The 18645-nt window shown below is 61.6% G+C and carries 16 protein-coding genes; 6 read left to right on the top strand and 10 right to left on the bottom strand.

Annotated elements, in window-relative coordinates:
* Positions 1 to 99: 99 nt before the first annotated feature.
* Positions 100 to 1674 carry a PAS domain-containing methyl-accepting chemotaxis protein gene (locus KUV52_RS06275; RefSeq protein ID WP_222525085.1) on the bottom strand — a complete coding sequence of 525 codons (1575 nt, stop codon included), beginning with the start codon at positions 1672 to 1674 and terminating at the stop codon, positions 100 to 102.
* A gap of 127 nt (positions 1675 to 1801) precedes the next feature.
* On the opposite strand from KUV52_RS06275, the gene KUV52_RS06280 reads away from it, so the two are divergent.
* Positions 1802 to 2689, top strand: a complete 888-nt coding sequence (locus KUV52_RS06280) for a M28 family peptidase (protein WP_222525086.1) — start codon at positions 1802 to 1804, stop codon at positions 2687 to 2689.
* A 41-nt stretch (positions 2690 to 2730) separates the two neighbouring features.
* Here the strand turns inward: KUV52_RS06280 and metF are convergent, their stop codons facing one another.
* The 3 genes from metF to metB are packed head-to-tail and all read right to left on the bottom strand — an operon-like array spanning position 2731 to position 7181.
* Positions 2731 to 3624, bottom strand: a complete 894-nt coding sequence (gene metF / locus KUV52_RS06285) for a methylenetetrahydrofolate reductase (RefSeq protein ID WP_222525087.1) — start codon at positions 3622 to 3624, stop codon at positions 2731 to 2733.
* 29 nt (positions 3625 to 3653) lie between these two features.
* The gene (gene metL, locus KUV52_RS06290) at positions 3654 to 6014 is read right to left on the bottom strand and encodes a bifunctional aspartate kinase/homoserine dehydrogenase II (RefSeq protein ID WP_222525088.1); all 2361 of its coding nucleotides are present in this window, start codon (positions 6012 to 6014) and stop codon (positions 3654 to 3656) included.
* A gap of 21 nt (positions 6015 to 6035) precedes the next feature.
* Positions 6036 to 7181: a cystathionine gamma-synthase gene (metB, locus tag KUV52_RS06295; RefSeq protein ID WP_222525089.1), complete on the bottom strand. Its 1146-nt coding sequence runs from the start codon at positions 7179 to 7181 to the stop codon at positions 6036 to 6038.
* Positions 7182 to 7365: 184 nt separating this feature from the next.
* Between metB and metJ the strand changes: the two genes are divergently transcribed.
* The gene (gene metJ, locus KUV52_RS06300; RefSeq protein ID WP_222525090.1) at positions 7366 to 7686 is read left to right on the top strand and encodes a met regulon transcriptional regulator MetJ; all 321 of its coding nucleotides are present in this window, start codon (positions 7366 to 7368) and stop codon (positions 7684 to 7686) included.
* Between the two features lie 67 nt (positions 7687 to 7753).
* Positions 7754 to 8485: a sulfite exporter TauE/SafE family protein gene (locus tag KUV52_RS06305; protein ID WP_222525091.1), complete on the top strand. Its 732-nt coding sequence runs from the start codon at positions 7754 to 7756 to the stop codon at positions 8483 to 8485.
* Positions 8486 to 9094: 609 nt separating this feature from the next.
* Here the strand turns inward: KUV52_RS06305 and KUV52_RS06310 are convergent.
* From KUV52_RS06310 to rpmE, 6 genes are all read right to left on the bottom strand, one after another.
* Complete coding sequence (locus KUV52_RS06310) at positions 9095 to 9586, bottom strand: GNAT family N-acetyltransferase (protein WP_222525092.1); 492 nt, start codon at positions 9584 to 9586, stop codon at positions 9095 to 9097.
* Positions 9587 to 9598: 12 nt separating this feature from the next.
* Positions 9599 to 10072, bottom strand: a complete 474-nt coding sequence (locus KUV52_RS06315) for a nuclear transport factor 2 family protein (protein WP_222525093.1) — start codon at positions 10070 to 10072, stop codon at positions 9599 to 9601.
* On the bottom strand, positions 10072 to 10458 hold the full coding sequence (locus tag KUV52_RS06320; RefSeq protein WP_222525094.1) for a VOC family protein: 387 nt from the start codon (positions 10456 to 10458) through the stop codon (positions 10072 to 10074). Before KUV52_RS06320 ends, KUV52_RS06315 begins: the two co-directional genes overlap by 1 nt.
* A 113-nt stretch (positions 10459 to 10571) precedes the next feature.
* Positions 10572 to 11867, bottom strand: coding sequence for a MipA/OmpV family protein (locus KUV52_RS06325; protein WP_222525095.1), 1296 nt, complete (start codon positions 11865 to 11867; stop codon positions 10572 to 10574).
* A gap of 118 nt (positions 11868 to 11985) precedes the next feature.
* Positions 11986 to 13236: a malic enzyme-like NAD(P)-binding protein gene (locus KUV52_RS06330; RefSeq protein WP_222525096.1), complete on the bottom strand. Its 1251-nt coding sequence runs from the start codon at positions 13234 to 13236 to the stop codon at positions 11986 to 11988.
* 324 nt (positions 13237 to 13560) lie between these two features.
* Positions 13561 to 13776, bottom strand: a complete 216-nt coding sequence (gene rpmE, locus KUV52_RS06335; protein ID WP_013347023.1) for a 50S ribosomal protein L31 — start codon at positions 13774 to 13776, stop codon at positions 13561 to 13563.
* A 226-nt stretch (positions 13777 to 14002) separates the two neighbouring features.
* On the opposite strand from rpmE, the gene priA reads away from it, so the two are divergent.
* The 3 genes from priA (at position 14003) to KUV52_RS06350 (ending at position 18621) form a co-directional block, all read left to right on the top strand.
* Positions 14003 to 16189, top strand: a complete 2187-nt coding sequence (gene priA, locus KUV52_RS06340; protein ID WP_222525097.1) for a primosomal protein N' — start codon at positions 14003 to 14005, stop codon at positions 16187 to 16189.
* A 106-nt stretch (positions 16190 to 16295) separates the two neighbouring features.
* On the top strand, positions 16296 to 18044 hold the full coding sequence (gene argS, locus KUV52_RS06345) for an arginine--tRNA ligase (protein ID WP_222525098.1): 1749 nt from the start codon (positions 16296 to 16298) through the stop codon (positions 18042 to 18044).
* 4 nt (positions 18045 to 18048) lie between these two features.
* A complete protein-coding gene (locus tag KUV52_RS06350; RefSeq protein WP_222525099.1) occupies positions 18049 to 18621 on the top strand; it encodes an SPOR domain-containing protein in 573 nt (190 codons plus the stop codon).
* Positions 18622 to 18645 lie beyond the last annotated feature (24 nt).

Consider the following 18645-nt stretch of genomic DNA (forward strand, 5'->3'; position numbering starts at 1 on the left):
CCTTCGCGTACGGCACCTGCCGTCTGCCTCCATTAAAGCAGGGCACGCCACCGCCACCTAGAGATAACCGCTACTGTCGTTGTAAGTCATTGTCCCGATTCAAATTGCCCGCATGACACTTTGCTGCCAGAACTGCTGGGCCAGCTGCGCCTGCTTACTGGCCAGACGCGACATCTCATGGCCCCCTTTCGCGGCGTCGGCGGCCTGGTTGAGGCTGCACTGGGCCAGTTCGCTGATGGTCTGGATGGCGCTGCTGATGTCTTCAGTCACCACCCGCTGCTGGCTCATGGCCGCGGCGATGGCGTCACTCATCTTATTGATCTCCACGACGTCTGCACGCAGCAGCTCAAAGGCTTTGTCCGCCTCTCGGGTCAGCACCACGGTATCCTGCGCCGCTTGCTGGCCCTGCTGCATCGCCACGCTGGCGCTGCGGCTGGAGCTCTGGAACTGCGCCACGATGCTCTCAATCTGAGAAGTGGATTCGGCGGTGCGCTTGGAGAGGTTGCGTACCTCGTCCGCCACCACGGCAAAGCCCCGGCCTGATTCTCCCGCCCGGGCCGCTTCAATGGCGGCGTTCAGTGCCAGCAGGTTGGTTTGCTCGGCGATCTCACGGATCACATCCAGCACCTTGGCGATCGCCTGGCTGTCCCGCTCAATGGTGGCCACCTCTTGAGCGATGCGGGCCACTTCGGAGCTGAGAGAATCGATGGAGGAGGTCACCCGTCCCAGCACCTGACTGCCTTCGTTGGCGATCTCCTGGCTGCGGGAGAGCGACTCGGCTACCCGCTCGGCGTTGTCCGCCACTTCCCCGAAGCTGGCGCTCATCTCCTCCACGGCAGCGGCGGCAGCAGTGGTCTGTTCATGCTGACGGTGAGCCCGGTCCTGTGTCTGCAGCACCGCATCATTCAGCTTGCGGCCCTTATCGCACAGAGCGGAAGCGCTGTCCGCCATCCGCCCCACCACCCCACCGGTTTCCGTGGAGAGGAAGTGCATTGCCAGCTCAATCTCGCCCAGTTCATCGTTACGACCGGTGAACACCCCCTGGGCCAGCGGGTCGGTGATGATCTCCCGGGATTGCTCTACCAGCTTCGCCATAGGGCGGAGCCAGAAGTGCAGCAGGCCCGCGCCAATTACCATGCCGATCAGGGTGCCCAGCAGCGGTTGCCAGCTGGCCAGGGCACCAGTCAGACCGATGGAAAACAGCGCAATCAGCAGCAGACGATGGCGGTAGCCCAGGCGGGCGGGCTTCAGGCAAGTGGGCGTTTTGCCCTGATTGATCGCCTGGTAGATCGATTCGGCGTGATCGATCTGAGCATCGGTGGGGCGGCGACGCACGGATTGGTACTCATGGATCTCCCCATCCTCCACCACCGGTGAGATGTAGGCGTTTACCCAATAATGGTCCCCGGAGTTGGTGCGGTTTTTAACCAGACCGAACCAGGATTGGCCAGACTTGATCCGTTGCCACATGCTGGCAAACGCCGCCGGAGGCATATCGGGATGTCGAACCACGTTATGGGGCTGCCCACGCAACGACTTGGCGCTGAACTCGGCAATCTCGGAGAAGTCTGGATTGGCGTACTTGATGTTGCCTTTCAGATCCGTGGTGGAGAGTAGGATCGCGTCGCCAGGGTAGCGTTTTTCCTGGCCAGTGATAGGTTGGTTATTGCGCATGTCCCGTCGATTCCGTCGCGTGGGGGATGGTCAGACATGTTGCCAAAAGCCTTTGAGCCAGACGTTGTTCAGGATCACAGGAAACCCATGAATTTTGGTAAAAATAGATACAAATCAGAGTGATTGGATGAGAGTGGCCGTTCTGCTGTTTGCGGCAGCCCTTTCCGGATGCCAGAGCCAGTCGGTGCCTTGCGAGGTTCCATCCCCACCTGTGCCCGACTCCCTGCAGCGGGATGTTAACGCGCTGACCACACCGGAGATGGCGGGTCGAAAAACCGGCAGCGAGGGGGCCCGACTGGCTGCGGACTATCTGGTTGAGCGGTTTTCGACTCTTGGCATGACGCCGTGGCACGGTTCCATTCGTCACCCCTTTCAGTACGGCCCCGGCTGGCTGGCAAAGTCCGGAGAGAATCTGGTGGTCTGGGTGCCCGGCCCGCCCCCTTATCGCCTGGTGATGGCCCACTACGATCACCTGGGGCGCAAACAGGGTCAGTTCCATCCGGGCGCGGACGATAATGCCAGTGGGGTTGCCGTGCTGCTGGCCTTGGCGGAGCAGGCACAGCAGCACCCTCCGGCGCAGGGGGTGATCTTTGCGGCGCTGGATGCGGAAGAGAATGGTCTCTATGGCAGCAAAGCCCTGGTGCAACAGCTCACCGGCGTTGAACTGGAGTGGGTGCTGAATCTAGATATGGTGGGTCGCCCACCCAAAGATGGCCGGGCCCAGCTGTGGTGGCGTCACGGCTGGCAGGGCGGCGAGCAGGCACTCAACACCCTTCAGCCCCATCTCTGCACCGAAGCGGGGCGGCGGCGGATGAAGGGACAGGATGGGATCCACTACGACAGCCTGCATGCTTCAGACCACTACCCGTTCCATCAGGCCAGCGTGAACTGGCTCTACCTGGGGGTGCCCCCTCACCGGGATTACCACAGCCCCAATGATCGGGCAGAGCGGCTTGATTACCCCTTTATGAGCCGGGTACTGGCTGCAAGCTGGGCACTGCTGAATAGGCCATAAAAAAACGGAGATCTGAGTCTCCGTTTTCTTGGGGCCCTGGGTTACCCCTCGACGCCGGGACGAACGCCCAGAGCGTGGCAGATGGCATAAGAGAGTTCGGCCCGGTTCAGGGTGTAGAAATGGAACTCCTCCACCCCCTCCTTGGCCAGCACCTTGGCCATCTCAATGGCGATGTTGGCACCCACCAACTTGCGGGTGGCGGGATCATTGTCCAAACCATCAAACATATGGTGCAGCCAGTTGGGCACCCGGATCTTGGCGAAATCGGCAAACTTGAGCAGCTGCTGGTAGTTGGTGACCGGCAGGATCCCCGGCACGATCTCCGCGTCGATCCCCGCTGCGGCACAGCGATCCCGGAAGCGCAGGTAGGCTTCAATGTCGAAGAAGAACTGGGTGATCGCCCGGTTCGCGCCCGCGTCCACTTTGCGCTTCAGATTGATCAGGTCCGCCTGGGCAGACAGCGCCTCCGGGTGGCACTCGGGGTAAGCCGCCACGGAGATTTCAAAGTCCCCCACCTCCCGCAACAGAGTGACCAGATCGGAGGCGTAGCGGTTGGGGTTGGGCTGCCCCTTGGGTACATCTCCCCGCAACGCCACGATATGACGCACGCCCTGATCCCAGTACTGCTGCGCCAGGGTCCGCAATTCGTCGTCGGAGGCGTCAACCAGGGTCAGGTGGGGCGCAGCCTGCAACTGTGTTTCGTTGTGGATCCGCTCGATCACCTTATGAGTGCGGTCCCGAACGCCGGAGTTGGCGCCGTAGGTGACCGAAACAAAGCGGGGTTTCAGCGGTGCCAGCCGTTCAATGGACTGCCACAGTGTCGCTTCCATCTCCGGCGTGGAGGGCGGAAAGAACTCGAAAGAGACCTGAATGTCCCGCAGTGAGCTCAACCGCTCGTTTAACGCTTCCACCTGTTGCGCGTGATGAAATCCCATCTCCCCGACTCCCTTTCAGTCCAACTCAATTAATGCAGTAAGCGGCGGCAGATCGCCACCAGATCCGATTGCACCGCGGCGGCAGTCACCGCCCGTCCGGCACCCGGGCCCTGGATCACCAGGCCATCGGGGTAGTAGTCGCTGCGCAGCAGGAACTGATTATCCCCTGCCGGCAGGCTGGCGAAGGGGTGCTCCGGTGTTACCGCCTCCAGTCCAACCCGCGCCACCAGTTTGTCCGCCTCCAGTGAGAGCGCGGCGGTGTAACGCAGCACCTTACCCTCAGCTTCGGCTCCAGCCACGGCATCGGCCAGCGGCTGGTCCAGTTCGTTAATGCGGTTGAGGAACTGCTCCAGAGGCAAGTCCTTCAGACTCTCCGGCACCAGAGACTCTAGGGCCACCTCCTCCAGCTCCAGATCCACCCCCAGTTCACGGGCCAGGATCAGCAGCTTGCGCTGCATATCCACACCGGAAAGGTCGTCCCGGGGATCGGGCTCTGTCAGCCCTTCCGCCTTGGCCGCCAGCACCAGCTCCGAAAAGGGGCGCTGGCCATCGTAGTGGTGGAACAGCCAGCTGAGCGTGCCGGAGAAAACGCCGTCGATCCGCTGCAGTTGATCGCCACTGCGACGCAGGTCGTCCAGGGCGTAGAAGATCGGCAGCCCGGCCCCCACGGTCGCGTTGTAGCGCCAATAGAGGTGGCGCTCTGCCAGGTGTTGTTTCAGTTGCTGATAGAACGCTAACGGGCCGCTACCCGCCTGCTTGTTGGCGCTGACCAAGTGGATCCCCGCTTCCAGCAACTTGGGATAGGCCAGGCTGAGGCGGGCACTGGCGGTAATGTCCAGCAGCACCAGCTCATCAAAAGGCAGCGCCGCCAGCTCCCGAATTACCGCATCCAGCTCATAGGGTTTGGCCTGCGCATCAAACTGTGCCTGCCACTGCCCGGGAACGATCCCCCCGGACTGCACCAGCGCCTGCTCCTGACCCAGAATGGCCACCAGGGTCAGCTCCGCTTCCAGATCCTGACGGATGCGGCTCTGGTAACCGGCAAACTGATCCAGCCAGGCACTGCCGATATTGCCCTTACCCGCCACAATCAGGCCGATGCGCTTACGGGCACCAGCACAGCGGCGGTGCACCCGGGCGGTGAGATCCGCCACCTGTTCCGCTGGCACCAGCGTCACCAGGGCAAAGGGATCCGCTTTGAGCGGCCAGGCCTGACGGCCCAGCAAACGAGAGAACGCGCCACGCAGGCGACCGGCATTGCGGCTCACCAGCCCCACCAGCCCCTGACTCAGGTCCCGGCGAACCTGGATCCCGAGCGCACTCTTCAACAGCGCTTCCGCGGCATCCGCCTGCTCCTCAAGCACGGCGACAGCGCCCCGCTCCGGATAGCTCACCAGAGCCGTCAGACCCTGCTGCTCCAGTTGCTCGAACAAGCGGGCCAGTTCCGGCCCCGGCGCGGTTTCGCAGTGCAGCAGCGCCACCCGGCTCAGGCTGGTCACCACCGGCTCGGCATCCGCGTCGCCTGCCAGGATGCGGGTATAGGGGCGCTCCGGTGTGTAGCTGGAGCGCACATTCAGATTCAGGGCATTCTGCTTCAGAGGCTGCAGAGTGCGGGGGTGGAGTACCGGCGAGCCGAGCCGGGCCAGCCGGTCCGCCTCACCGAGAGTCAGAGTGGTTTGCAGACGGGCATCATCCAGCAGGTTGGGGTCGGCGTTGAACACCCCTTCTACATCGGTCCAGATGGTGACGCCCTCGACCCCGGCCAGACTGCCAATCAGAGTGGCGCTGTAGTCGGAACCGTTACGCCCCAGCAGTACGGTGTCGCCCTGCTCATCTGCCGCAATGTAGCCGGTGATTACCAACCGGGTATTGGGTTGGGCCACCAGACGCTGCTCCAGCAGGTCGCGGCTGTAGGCTTCGATCGGCTGCGGCGTGATGCCCGGGGTCACCGTCAGAAACTCACGGGAATCCAGGCTGGCTGCCGCCACCCCCAGCTGACGCAGTGCCGCCGCCAGCAACCGGGCAGACCAACACTCGCCCAGCGCCTGGATGCGGTTACGCGGGATATCAGACTCCGCCAGCCACTGGCCCAGACGGGCAAAGTCGGCGTTCAGCTGAGCCTGCTGAGAGTGCGCTTCGTCACCGATCAACAGCTGTGCAATCAGTTGCAACTGAAACGTCTGCAGGGCCGCCAGCGGGGCACTCAAATCGTCGCCCCGTTGTGCCCGCTCAATAAGCTCGATCAGGGTGTTGGTGGTTTTGCCAGCGGCGGAAACCACCACCAGGTCATCCGACTGCCCCTGAGTCAGCAGAATGTGCACCACCCGGCGGTAACAATCTGCGTCCGCCAGAGAGGAGCCGCCAAATTTATGCAGGTGACTTCGCGCCATGGTACTGCTCTCCCCCTACCTTCAGCCCAGAGCCTGGCTCAGATCCGCGACCAGATCCCGCGGGTCTTCGATGCCCACGGAGAGGCGGATCAGGGTGTCGGAGATGCCAGCCACACGACGGGCCTCCGGATCCATGGCAGCGTGGGTCATGGTGGCCGGGTGGGCCACCAGGCTTTCGACCCCTCCCAGGCTTTCCGCCAGGGAGAACAGCTTCAGCCGGGACAGGAAGGCGCGCACTTCCGCTTCCCCGCCCTTCAATTCAAAGCTCAGCATGGCGCCAAAACCCGCCTGCTGACGCTTGGCCAGCTCATGCTGAGGGTGGCTGGTCAGACCCGGGTAGTGCACTTTGGCCACGGAGGGATGCCCATCAAGAAGAGCCACCACCGCTTCGGCATTGGCCTGATGCTGTTGAATACGCAGCGGCAGAGTGCGCAGGCCGCGCAGGGTCAGCCAGGCGTCAAAGGGGGCACCGGTGATGCCCAGGCAGTTGCCCCACCAGGCCAACTGCTCCGCCAGCTCCGGCTCCTTGGCGATCACGGCACCCGCGACCACATCGGAGTGGCCATTGATGTACTTGGTGGTGGAGTGGATAACGATGTCGGCGCCCAGGCTTAGGGGCTGCTGCAGCACCGGGGATAGGAAGGTGTTGTCCGCCACCACCAGGGCACCGGCGGCCTTGGCCCGGGCAGCGATGCCGGCCACGTCCACCACCCGCAGCAGCGGGTTGGAGGGGGTTTCCAGCCACACCATCTTCGGACCCTGAGCCAGCACCTCGGTCAGAGCCGCTTCGTCGCCCTGGTCCACAACCGCCAGCTTAAAGGCCCCCTTGCGCGCCTGGGAGGTAAACAGTCGGTAGCTGCCGCCGTAGCAGTCGTGCGGCACCACCAGAAGATCGTCCGGGCCCAGCAGGGCCGTTGCCAGCGTCACCGCCGCCATGCCGGTGGCGGTCACCACGGCTCCGGCGCCGCCCTCCAGCTTGGCCAGGGCATCGGCCAGGGCTGAACGGGTAGGGTTGCCACTGCGGGCATAGTCGTACTGACGGGGCTGACCGAAGTCTTCAAAGGTGTAGTTGGTAGAGAGGTAGATCGGAGGCACCACCGCCCCATGCTGAGTATCGGTATCAATGCCCTCTCGGGCGGCGATAGTGGCGAAATGGTGCTGGCTCATCGATGCATCCTCCAGTCTGACGCAAGCTTTTTTATGGGGGTGAGGTCCATAAACTAACCATGATCCACCCAGGCGTCAAGACGTTTGGACGTCTAAACGTATATGGGTCGAGATGGCAACAATTTGACTCTACAGATGGTGTGGTTAAAATTTGCAACCGTAATCACGACTTAAAGGTGCATCGATGAGTATCGAGTGGAATGGGGAGTACATCAGTCCCTATGCGGAGCATGGCAAGAAGAACGAGCAGGTCAAAAAGATCACCGTTTCCATCCCGCTGAAAGTACTCAAAATTCTGACTGATGAACGTACCCGTCGTCAGATCGGCAATCTGCGCCACGCCACCAACAGCGAGCTGCTGTGTGAAGCGTTTCTGCACGCGTATACCGGCCAGCCGTTGCCGCAGGATGATGACCTGCGCAAGGACAAGCCGGACGGCGTCCCCGCTGAAGCCCGACGCATGATGGAAGCGCTGGGCATCGACTGGGAAAACCTGGACGATTGATCCTGAAAAAGCCTGCGTTGCGCAGGCTTTTTTCTTGTTCCATTACCCGGATTAATGAGGCAGCAGTTTGGAGTTCAGCCTGCTTGGAGTTCTGGCTGTGGTCACTTTGGGGGCTGCGGTTCAGGGGGCCATTGGCTTCGGCCTGGCCGTGGTGGTCACGCCCATTCTCTACATGATCGACCCGGCCTGGGTTCCGGCTCCCATCATCCTGATGGGGATGACACTGTCCATTCTTACCATGGCGCGCACCCGTGCCCGACTGGATGTGGGGGTGCTGGCGCCCGCGTTGCTGGGTCGCATTCCGGGCGGGATCCTCGGCACCTACCTGCTGGTGGTGGCATCGGCGGATTGGCTGGGGCTGGGGATCGGTCTGATTGTGCTGCTTGCGGTGCTGCTGACGATCAAGAAATTCTCGGTGCCCGTCACCCGAGCCAACCTGTTCTGGGCAGGGAATCTGTCCGGCCTGTTCTCCGCCATTGCGGCGATTGGTGGACCGCCGATGGCCCTGCTGCTCAATAACCACCGCAGCGCGGCCCAGATGCGCCAGACCCTTTCCAGCTTCTTTCTGTTCAGCTGCATCATCGCACTGGTGCTGCTGGCTCTGGCGGGGCAACTGGGTCGGGACGATTTTCTCCGGGCGTTCTGGCTGCTCCCTGCCACCGCTCTGGGCTTTGCCATCGGTGACCGGCTGGCCGGGCGAATTGAGCCGGAGCGGCTGAAAGCCGCCACCCTCGGCTTGTGTGCCCTGGCGGGTTTGTTGCTGATTGGCCGTTCCCTTATCGCCCTGACGACGGGCTGATCACCGCCCGGGGAAATTTCCGCTTCCCCTTGGTTGCCACTGCCTTACGGAGCCATATCAACGGGCCTATCAATATGGGTTCCGTGGGCCAATGGCCCACGCTACGGCTGCCTTGCGAGGCCATATCAACCGCCCTATCAACATGGGTTCCGTGGGCCAAAGGCCCACGCTACGACCGCCTTGCGAGGCCATATCAACGGCCCTATCAACATGGGTTCCGTGGGCCAAAGGCCCACGCTACGACCGCCTTGCGAGGCCATATCAACGGCCCTATCAACATGGGTTCCGTGGGCCAAAGGCCCACGCTACGGCTGCCTTGCGAGGCCATATCAACGGCCCTATCAACATGGGGTTCCGTGGGCCAAAGGCCCACGCTACGGCTGCTTTGCGGAGCCATATCAACCGCCCTATCAACATCGGTTCCGTGGGACAAAGGCCCACGCTACGGCTGCTTTGCGGAGCCATATCAACCGCCCTATCAACATGGGTTCCGTGGGCCATAGGCCCACGCTACGACCGCCTTGCGGGGCCATATCAACCGCCCTATCAACATCGGTTCCGTGGGCCAAAGGCCCACGCTACGGCTACCTTAAGCCGGGCTGTGAATGGTCATTCCGGTGCGGAGAGGGTGAAGTGGCGCTCACCGCGCACATCGATGGCACCGGGGTGCCACCCCTGGGCCAGGTAGAAACCCTCCGCCCGGGTACCGACTTCGGTGGATAGAGTGATCACCCGGGCACCGTTGGCAAACAGCCAGTCGGTGGCGCGCTCCAGCAACGCTTTGCCCAGCCCCTGCCCCTCAAAGGGGGGATCAACAAACAGCGCCCAGATGCTGGCGTCCTCGCCGTCCGCCACGGCGAAACCTGCCGCTGTGCCCCCACAAAGCGCCACCCAGCCCCGGCCTCGCTCGGTCAGGAAGGTTTCGTACAGTTCCGGGGGGATACGGCCGGGGTCCGCCAGCACATTCTCCACCACCGCGAGGCGGATGCGGGAGAGTTCGGGAATGTCTGCCACGGTGGCAGGGCGGATCTGGATCTCAGGGTCCAGCCGCTTTTGCAGATGGTGATTAAAGCGTCCTGCGCCCATTAATGCCGATGACATCTGGGGGTCTCCTTATTCTTCGACCGCACGGTTGCGGTTGTCGCCGCCCAGATAGCGCTGGCGCGGCGTGTAGTTTATCCAGTCGGTTTGATGGCGGATCCGGCCCTGTTCGTCCCACTCAAGCCAGATGGTAAAGCGCCAGGGACCCAGCACTTCGCCCTCGTACAGGAAAGCACGAAAGTGGCCCCGGGCAACCGCCGTCTGGCCTTCGACCACCAACTGCTCCACCACCAATGCCGGGCCATCATCCGCGACCCGGAATTCGCCCCGGGACCAATCAAGCAGCGCGGCAATCGCGTCCCGACCCTCCGCCAGATGGCCATAAACCATGTCCTCCAGCACCGCCTCATCAGCGTAGAAGGCGAGCAGGGCGGGAAAGTCCTGACGTTCAGCATACACCTGAAAATAGGCCTCCGAATGCTCCCGCACCGAGGCTTGAGCTGGCAATAGCCAGATCAGGGTCAGTATCCCCAAGGCCAGACGCATCAGGTCGCCTCGGGCGCATGGAGCGCCAACCGGTTGCCTTCCGAATCCCGAATCAGCGCCCGGTAGCCATGGGGGCCCAGAGGATGGATCGGTTGAAGTAGCTCGCCTCCCAGCGCAGTCACCTGCGCTACCGCAGCCTGCAGTCGTCCAGCTACGTTGAGGTAGATCAGCACACCGGTATCGGAGCCGATGGGGGCATCGGTGGGCACCAAACAGCCGCCATTACCCTGCTGATGGGCCAGCACAGCGAACTGAAATTCCCCAGCTTGCTCAAGGTAAACCGGCAGGCCCAGCACCCCCTCATAGAAGGCGCGGGCCCGGGACAGATCAGAAACAGGGATGTCGAACCAGACCGCCCGGTTATGGCGGGTATTGAAGTCGCTCATTGTGAAATTCCGTTTCACCCAATGAGCCTAAGGTCGCAGAAAGCGGAGGGATTGCAAGCGCGGCGCCGGCCTCAGCCGACACCGCATGATTCAGGCCAGGAGCAGAGCGAGGATCAGAAGTGCCACTGCAGGTACACCGAGTTGTAGTTGCTGCCCCCTTTGATTCGACCGAACTGGGAGGCGGTCTCAAAAATGGAGCTGCGATGGTGGAGGCTGTACCCCAGCCAGAGGGGATCCAGCGACCGGACACCAAACAGGTCTCCCAGGTTGGCCCCGAAGGAAACATCGAGGTAGTTCATCAGGTTGGAGGGCTGATAGCCCTTACGGTCCATCTCGATCTGCTCGATGTAGGTGATGTCCTTGACGTAGGAGAGCCCCTCCGCCACCCCGATGCGCCAGCGAATCGGCCAACTGAAGTTGTAGAAGGCCTTCACCGCCAGCACCCCTTCGTAGGTGGGGTCCTGCACCGCAGAGCTGTGGTGGTACACCAGACCGGGGCTGAAATAGAGGTCCAGCGGCAGACCAAACAGCTCGTTGGTCAATGGCAATCCCCAGAACAGGGAGGTGAGCTGGTTGCCGTAAGGGTCCTCCACCCAGTTACCGGAGAGGATGTCTCCCATATTGGATTCGGTTGCCCAGCCGTGGGCAACCCGGACGTAGTGACCCTCAAGGGAGTCCGAGCTCCAGGGTTCGCCGCGGCTGGAAGGCTCCGGGAAGAAGCCAAAACCGATAAAGGTTTCGACGTTATAGCGGGAATCCAGGGTGGGCAGGTCTTTCAGTTCATTGCTCAGTACCGACAGGTGAGCGTTGCCCAACAGGTAGAGGTTGCGCCAGACGTGGTAGCGCAGCTCCACCCCGGCAGAGCCCCCGACATCCGCGTCAGCATCCACCAGATTAAGGCCGTAGTAGCGGCTGTTGAACTGCTCGGAGCGCCAGTCGATCTGAAGGGTCGGACGGATCTCCAGCGCCCCCTCCTGGTGGTAAAAACCGTAGCGGAAGTGGCCATAGCTTCGACCACTGCCGTCGCTCAGGATCTCCGCATCAAGAAACTCATTGGGACGGGGGATATAGCGGTAACGCAGCCCGGTGTCGAAGCTGTCCTCCCGGATCGCATTCTGAAACTCCGGGGGAATATCGAAGAAGCGATATCGGCTGAACAGCGTAGCCTGATGGGCCTCCTCGTTCCAGAGATGTACCCCCGCTTCCAGTCCGTGCAGGTAGAAACGCTCGGTGTGGAAGAACATCAGCGGCGTGATGTCCATCACCTGGTCCACCTCGGTGGCGTAGGGAATGTCGGCGTAACGCGCCCCGAGGGCGATCCCCCAGGCGGGTTGCGGCTCACTGCCCGGCACCGCCAGGGCTGGCAGGCTGAACAGGGCGACGCAGGCTGCGGGGATCAAAGGTTTCATGAGTATCGGCTCCAGAGGTGATTGTTTTTATTGAAAACGCAAAAAGCCCGCTGAAGCAAGCGGGCTTTGGGATCCTGCCTGATTTCATTCGGGCAGGCAGTGTAAATCACACCGAATGTCAGGCTTCGTTCATGTAGCCTTCCGGCAGGGCTTCGATGCCCGCCACGCCGGACTCAATGGCCGCCTGAGCCACCGCTTTGGCCACACGCGGCAGCAGACGCGGGTCCATCGGCTTCGGCAGAACGTAGTCGGTGCCGTAGCTCATGGAATCCGCCTGGTAGGCGTTCAGTACCACCTGAGGTACCGGCTCCTTGGCCAGTTCGCGGATGGCGTGAACCGCGGCCACCTTCATCTCGTCGTTGATGGCGCTGGCTCGGGCATCCAGCGCACCGCGGAACAGGAAGGGGAAGCAGAGGACGTTGTTCACCTGGTTGGGGTAGTCACTGCGACCGGTACCCATGATGATGTCCTGTCGCGCGGCAAAGGCCACTTCCGGGCGGATCTCCGGATCCGGGTTGGAGCAGGCAAAGATCACCGGCTTGTCTGCCATCAGCTTGATGTCGTCAGCAGACAGCACGTCCGGGCCGGATACGCCCACAAACACATCGGCGTCGGCGATCACATCCTGCAGGGTGCGCTTGTCGGTGTTGTTGGCGAACAACTGCTTATACTGGTTCAGGTCTTCACGGCGGGTGTGGATAACACCCTGACGATCCAGCATGTAGATCTTCTCACGCATGGCACCGCACTTGATCAGCAGCTCCATACAGGCGATGGCAGCAGCACCGGCGCCCATGCAGACGATGGTGGCGTCTTCGAGATTCTTGCCCTGGATCTCCAGCGCGTTCAGCATGCCCGCAGCGGTCACGATGGCAGTACCGTGCTGATCATCATGGAACACCGGCACCTGGCAACGCTCAATCAGCTGCTTCTCAATCTCGAAACACTCCGGCGCTTTGATGTCTTCCAGATTGATGCCACCGAAGGTGTCGGCGATGTTGGCCACGGTATCGATAAACTCTTCAACGGTGCGGTGCTTCACCTCAATATCGATGGAGTCGATGTTCGCGAAACGCTTGAACAGCAGTGCCTTGCCTTCCATCACCGGCTTGGAGGCCAGCGGACCCAGGTTACCCAGACCCAGAATGGCGGTGCCGTTACTGATCACGGCCACCAGGTTGCCTTTATTGGTGTAGCGGTAGGCATCGGCCGGGTTGGCGGCGATCTCGCGCACCGGCTCAGCCACGCCGGGGCTGTAGGCCAGAGCCAGATCTTGTTGGGTTTCTGCCGGCTTGGTCAGCGCAATGCTGATTTTTCCCGGCACAGGGTGGGCATGGTACTCGAGGGCTTTTTCGCGCAGATCGGACATGATGTTGTTATTCCCGAATTCGGCTTATCGTGATTGAGGTGGGGGGAGTCGGCGCAAAACATACTCCACTGAGCTGTAATTGCAAGGCCGATAGAGGGGATTTTGACCAGGCGCTCGCTGTTCATACCAGTGACTTATCCAAGCAAAATCAAAGCCGAATAAAAACAATGCATTAAGTCTGCATAGCTGGTCATATTCGCCCAAAGGCGAGTACCCAAACCCGAATAGAGGTGGCAGGGAAAGGCGATCGGCAGGCGGAGCGGGGAGTAAGCAGGCAAAAAGAAAGGGCGCCCCTTGGGACGCCCTTGCTTCGAATCGTTTCGATTACTTCTTGGAGCCGATGGCACCGAAACGGTTCTTGAATTTCTCAACGCGACCGCCGGTATCCATCACCTTCTGCTTGCCGGTGTAGAACGGGTGGCACTCGGAACATACGTCCAGGTGCAGGTCTTTAGCCACGGTGGAGCGGGTCTTGATCACGTTACCGCAAGAGCAGTTAGCAGTGATTTCTACGTAGTTCGGGTGGATACCTTGTTTCATGGGAAACCTCAAAATAGGCCGTGTCGCTATCCGATTCTGTGCCGGACACCACACGTTAGGTTGTAAATACTTTCAGGGCGCGAGATGGTACAGCAAAGCCTTGCGGCCCACAAGCACTCTGTACAAATTCTACGCCGAAAGGATCGCCGATCGTCGGCTTTTTTTCCGCCCCCCGGTTCCCTCTGGTAGGGTATAGCCTTCTGACTCTTCGACATTACCGTCCATCGTGTATATCCAGGTTGCCCTGCCGGTGCCTTTGCCGCGCCTGTTCAGCTATCGCCCCATTGAGGGACAGCCCCTGCCCCAACCCGGAACCCGGGTCCGGGTGCCGTTTGGTACTCAGTCCCAGGTGGGGATCGTGGTCAGCCACGGCCCGGAGCCGGACCTGGATCCGAAAAAGATCAAACCGATCCAAACGATCCTGGACGAGCACTCGCTGTTCTCAGCCACCGAATGGAAGCTGGGCCAAACCGCCAGCCGCTACTATTTCACGCCGCTGGGGCTGGTGCTGCCACAGATGATCCCGGTCAAGCTGCGTAAGGGCGAGCCCGCCGATCCTGCGCCGGTGACCCGATGGCAACTGACCGATGCGGGTCGTGAGGTCGCGCTGGACACCCTGAAGCGCGCCCCCCAGCAACAGCGAGTGATCGCGTATCTGCAAGCGGACAAAACGCTGGAGGAGGGGCAGATCAGCGAACTGGAGTTCAGCCGTCCTGCCCTTAAGGCCCTGTTGGAAAAGGGGTTGCTCGAAACCGTTACCGAACAACCTGAGCCCCCTACCCCCTGGGACCCCGACTGGACCGGAGGGGAAACACCCCCGGTTCTCAATGCGGAGCAGGCGGTGGCGGTCAGCGCCATCAATCAGCATGAGGGGTTCGGCTGCTTTCTGCTGGATGGTGTAACCGGTTCCGGTAAGACCGAAGTTTACCTGTCGGTGATGGAGCAGGTACTGCGTCAGGGCAAGAGTGTTCTGGTGCTGGTGCCGGAGATCGGCCTGACACCACAAACCATTGCCCGCTTCCGTCGGCGCTTTCCCCTGCCGATGGAGGTGCTGCACTCGGCGGTGAACGACAGCGAACGGCTGGCCAGTTGGCAGCGGGCCCGGGCAGGTGGCGCCGCCATCGTGCTGGGTACCCGCTCCGCCCTGTTTACGCCTCTGCCCAATCTGGGGCTTATCGTTATTGATGAGGAGCACGACGCCAGCTTTAAGCAGCAGGAGGGGTTCCGCTACCACGGCCGGGATCTGGCAGTGATGCGGGCCCAGCTGGAAAACGTGCCGATCGTGCTGGGCAGCGCCACCCCCGCGCTGGAAACCCTCAACAATGTGCAACAGGGGCGTTATCGTCACCTGACCCTGACCCGCCGGGCAGGGGCGGGCCAGCCGGTGCGCCAGATCCTGCAGGATATCCGCCATCTGCCGCTCGACGCCGGCCTGTCGCCGCCACTCATTCAACGGATCCGCCATCATCTGGATGAGGGCAACCAGGTGATGCTGTTCCTGAACCGGCGCGGCTTTGCGCCGGCACTGTTGTGCCACGAATGCGGCCACCTGCATGAGTGCAGCCGCTGTGATGCCTTCTATACCGTGCACCAGGCCAGCAATATGGTGCAGTGCCACCACTGTGGCAGCCAGAAACGCCTGCCCCGGCAGTGCCCGGAGTGCGGTTCTACCCAGCTCTTTACCCGGGGCGTGGGCACGGAGCAGCTGGAACAGGCTTTGGCGCGGTTGTTCCCGGATGCCCCAGCGGTTCGCATCGACCGGGACTCCACCAGCCGTAAGGGCAGCCTGGAGTCGATGCTGGAACGGATTCGGCGCGGCGAAGTGAAGATCCTGGTGGGCACCCAGATGCTGGCCAAGGGTCACCACTTTCCCGATGTCACCCTGGTGGGTCTGCTGGACGTAGACTCCGCACTTTTCTCCGCCGACTTCCGTGCTTCCGAAAGGCTGGCTCAGCTTTACACCCAGGTGGCGGGCCGGTCCGGCCGGGCCAGCAAAAAGGGCGAGGTGGTGCTGCAAACCCACCAACCGGAACACCCCCTGCTGCACCAATTGCTGGGGGCGGGTTACGCCGTTTTTGCCAAAGACGCCCTGACCGAGCGCCAGCACGCCCAATTGCCGCCCTTCTGGCAGTTGGCAGTGATCCGGGCGGAGGCCAATCAGGCCCATCTGGCCCAGGGCTTCCTGCAACAGGCAAAATCCCTGTTACCGGCGGGACAGGTTCAGATGATCGGCCCGATGGCCGCTCCTTTGGAGAAGAAAGCGGGGAAATTCCGCTTTCAGGCCCTGTTGCTGGCACCGGACCGACGCGCCCTGCAACAAACCCTGGAACCCTGGCTGGCTGAGCTGCCCAATCTGGAGAGCGCCAAACGGTGTCGGTGGCACATTGAGCGTGATCCCCAGGATCTGCTCTGATCTCAGCCCCCTGCGATATAGTTTTTATCCAGTTCCAGCGTTAAAATAGCCGGTTCGAATGCCCACCCGTACCGGTGGGATCCCCCAGTTTTCTTTTGGTGTCGCGATGAAAGACCATATCCAGCAGTTACTTGAACAAACCGTCGACCGTCTTAAAGCCCAGGCCATCATCCCGGCCGATGCCGCACCGCGACTCCAGGTAGACCGCACCAAAGACAAGAGCCACGGCGATTTGGCCACCAACCTGGCCATGATGCTGGCCAAGCCGGCGGGCAAAAACCCGCGTGAGTTGGCGGGCCTGATCATCGATAACCTGCCGGAGTCCACTCTGGTGGCCAAGACTGAGATCGCCGGTCCAGGCTTTATCAACTTCTTCCTGGACGCCGGTTGGCTGGGCAAGCAGATTGAAACCATCGCCAGCGATGCGCGCGCCAATGTGGCCCCGGTTGCCGCCCCCCAGACCATCGTTACCGACTACTCCGCCCCCAACGTGGCCAAGGAGATGGCGGTTCACCACATCCGCTCTACCGTGATCGGTGATGCGGTTACCCGTACCCTGGAGTTCCTGGGTCACAAGGTGATTCGCGCTAACCACATCGGTGACTGGGGTACCCAGTTCGGCATGCTGATCGCCTATCTCGAGAAGATGGAAAACGAAAGCGCCGCCGATATGGATCTGTCCGATCTGGAAGCCTTCTACCGCGAAGCCAAGAAGTGCTACGACGAGGACGACGATTTTGCCGTACGCGCCCGTAACTACGTGGTGAAACTGCAAGGTGGTGACGAGTACTGCAACGCCATGTGGCGCAAGCTGGTGGACATCACCATGGCTCAGAACCAGGCGATCTACGACCGTCTGGGCGTCTCCCTGAGCAACGATGACATCATGGGCGAAAGCCTCTACAACCCGATGCTGCCCGAGATCGTGGCTGACCTGACCAAGCAGGGTCTGGCGGTAGAAGACCAGGGCGCCAAAGTGGTGTTCCTGGAAGAGTACAAAGGTAAGGATGGCAACCCGATGGGGGTGATCATCCAGAAGCGTGACGGCGGTTTCCTATACACCACCACCGACATCGCTGCGGCCAAGTACCGTGTGGACCAGTTCAGCGCTGACCGCATCCTGTACTTTATCGATTCCCGTCAGGCTCAGCACCTGCAGCAAGCCTGGCTGATCGCCCGTAAAGCCGGATACCTGCCGGAAACCACCACCACCGAGCACTGCGCGTTCGGCATGATGCTGGGTAAGGACGGCAAGCCGTTCAAGACCCGCTCCGGTGGCACCGTGAAGCTGGCTGATCTGCTGGAAGAGGCCCATCAGCGCGCCATCAAGCTGATCGGCGAGAAGAACCCGGACCTGCAGGGCGAAGCGCTGGACACCATCGCCACCACCGTGGCCATGGCATCGGTGAAATACTCCGATCTGTCCAAGAACCGCACCACCGACTACGTGTTCGACTGGGACAACATGCTAACCTTCGAGGGCAACACCGCGCCCTACATGCTGTACGCCTACAGCCGCATTCAGTCCATCTTCCGCAAGGCGGGCGTAGACGCGGCAGAGCTGAACGGCACCGTGGTGCTGGAGCATGAGAAAGAGGAAGCCCTGGCGCAGAAGCTGGTGCAGTTCAACGACGCGGTGCAGGGGGTATCCAACAAAGGGATGCCGCACCTGATGTGCACCTACCTGTATGAACTGGCCGGTGCCTTTATGAGCTTCTACGAAGCCTGCCCCATCAACAAAGACGATGTGTCTGCCGAGGCCAAGGCAAGCCGCCTTCGCCTGTGTGCCGCCACCGCCAACACCCTGAAAGTGGGCCTGAGCCTGCTGGGCATCAACACCCTGGATCGCATGTAAGGTTATGGCAAAGGACTATGCCGGACGCGGGCGCCCCGCCCGAAAACCTGCCCGGAGCCGCCGCAAGGCTCCGGCCAAAAAACCCTTCCCCTGGCCGATGGCGCTGGTGGTGGTCGCACTGGTCTGCTTCTTCGGATACCTGCTGCTGACCATCCAGGGCGCCAGCGATAAGCCGGACGGCGCCACACCGGAAACCCCGGTGACCACGCCGAAGGCGGAGCCCAAGCCGAAGCCGAAAAAGGAGGAGGCCCCTCTGCCGGAGAAACCGGAGGAGGACTGGCAATACATCGACGTTCTCCCCAATACCGAGGTGGAGGTCGAGGTGCCGGAGCAGGAGAGTGCGGGTCCTTACCAGATGCAGTGCGGCTCCTTCCGCAGTGAAGATCAGGCCAACGCCATGCGCGCCACCATCGCCTTCCAGGGGCTGGAATCTCAGGTTCGTCGCTCCGAAGGGCGTAATGGAGTCTGGTTCCGGGTGGTGCTGGGTCCCTACGAGCGCAAACGGATGGCGGAGAAAGACCGTCACACCATCCAGCGTGCCGGGATCAACACCTGCCAGATCTGGCTGTGGAACTGAGGGGGCTTCGGCCCCCTTTTTCAC

It is taken from the genome of Ferrimonas balearica (assembly GCF_019802055.1).
Classification (GTDB): domain Bacteria; phylum Pseudomonadota; class Gammaproteobacteria; order Enterobacterales; family Shewanellaceae; genus Ferrimonas; species Ferrimonas balearica_A.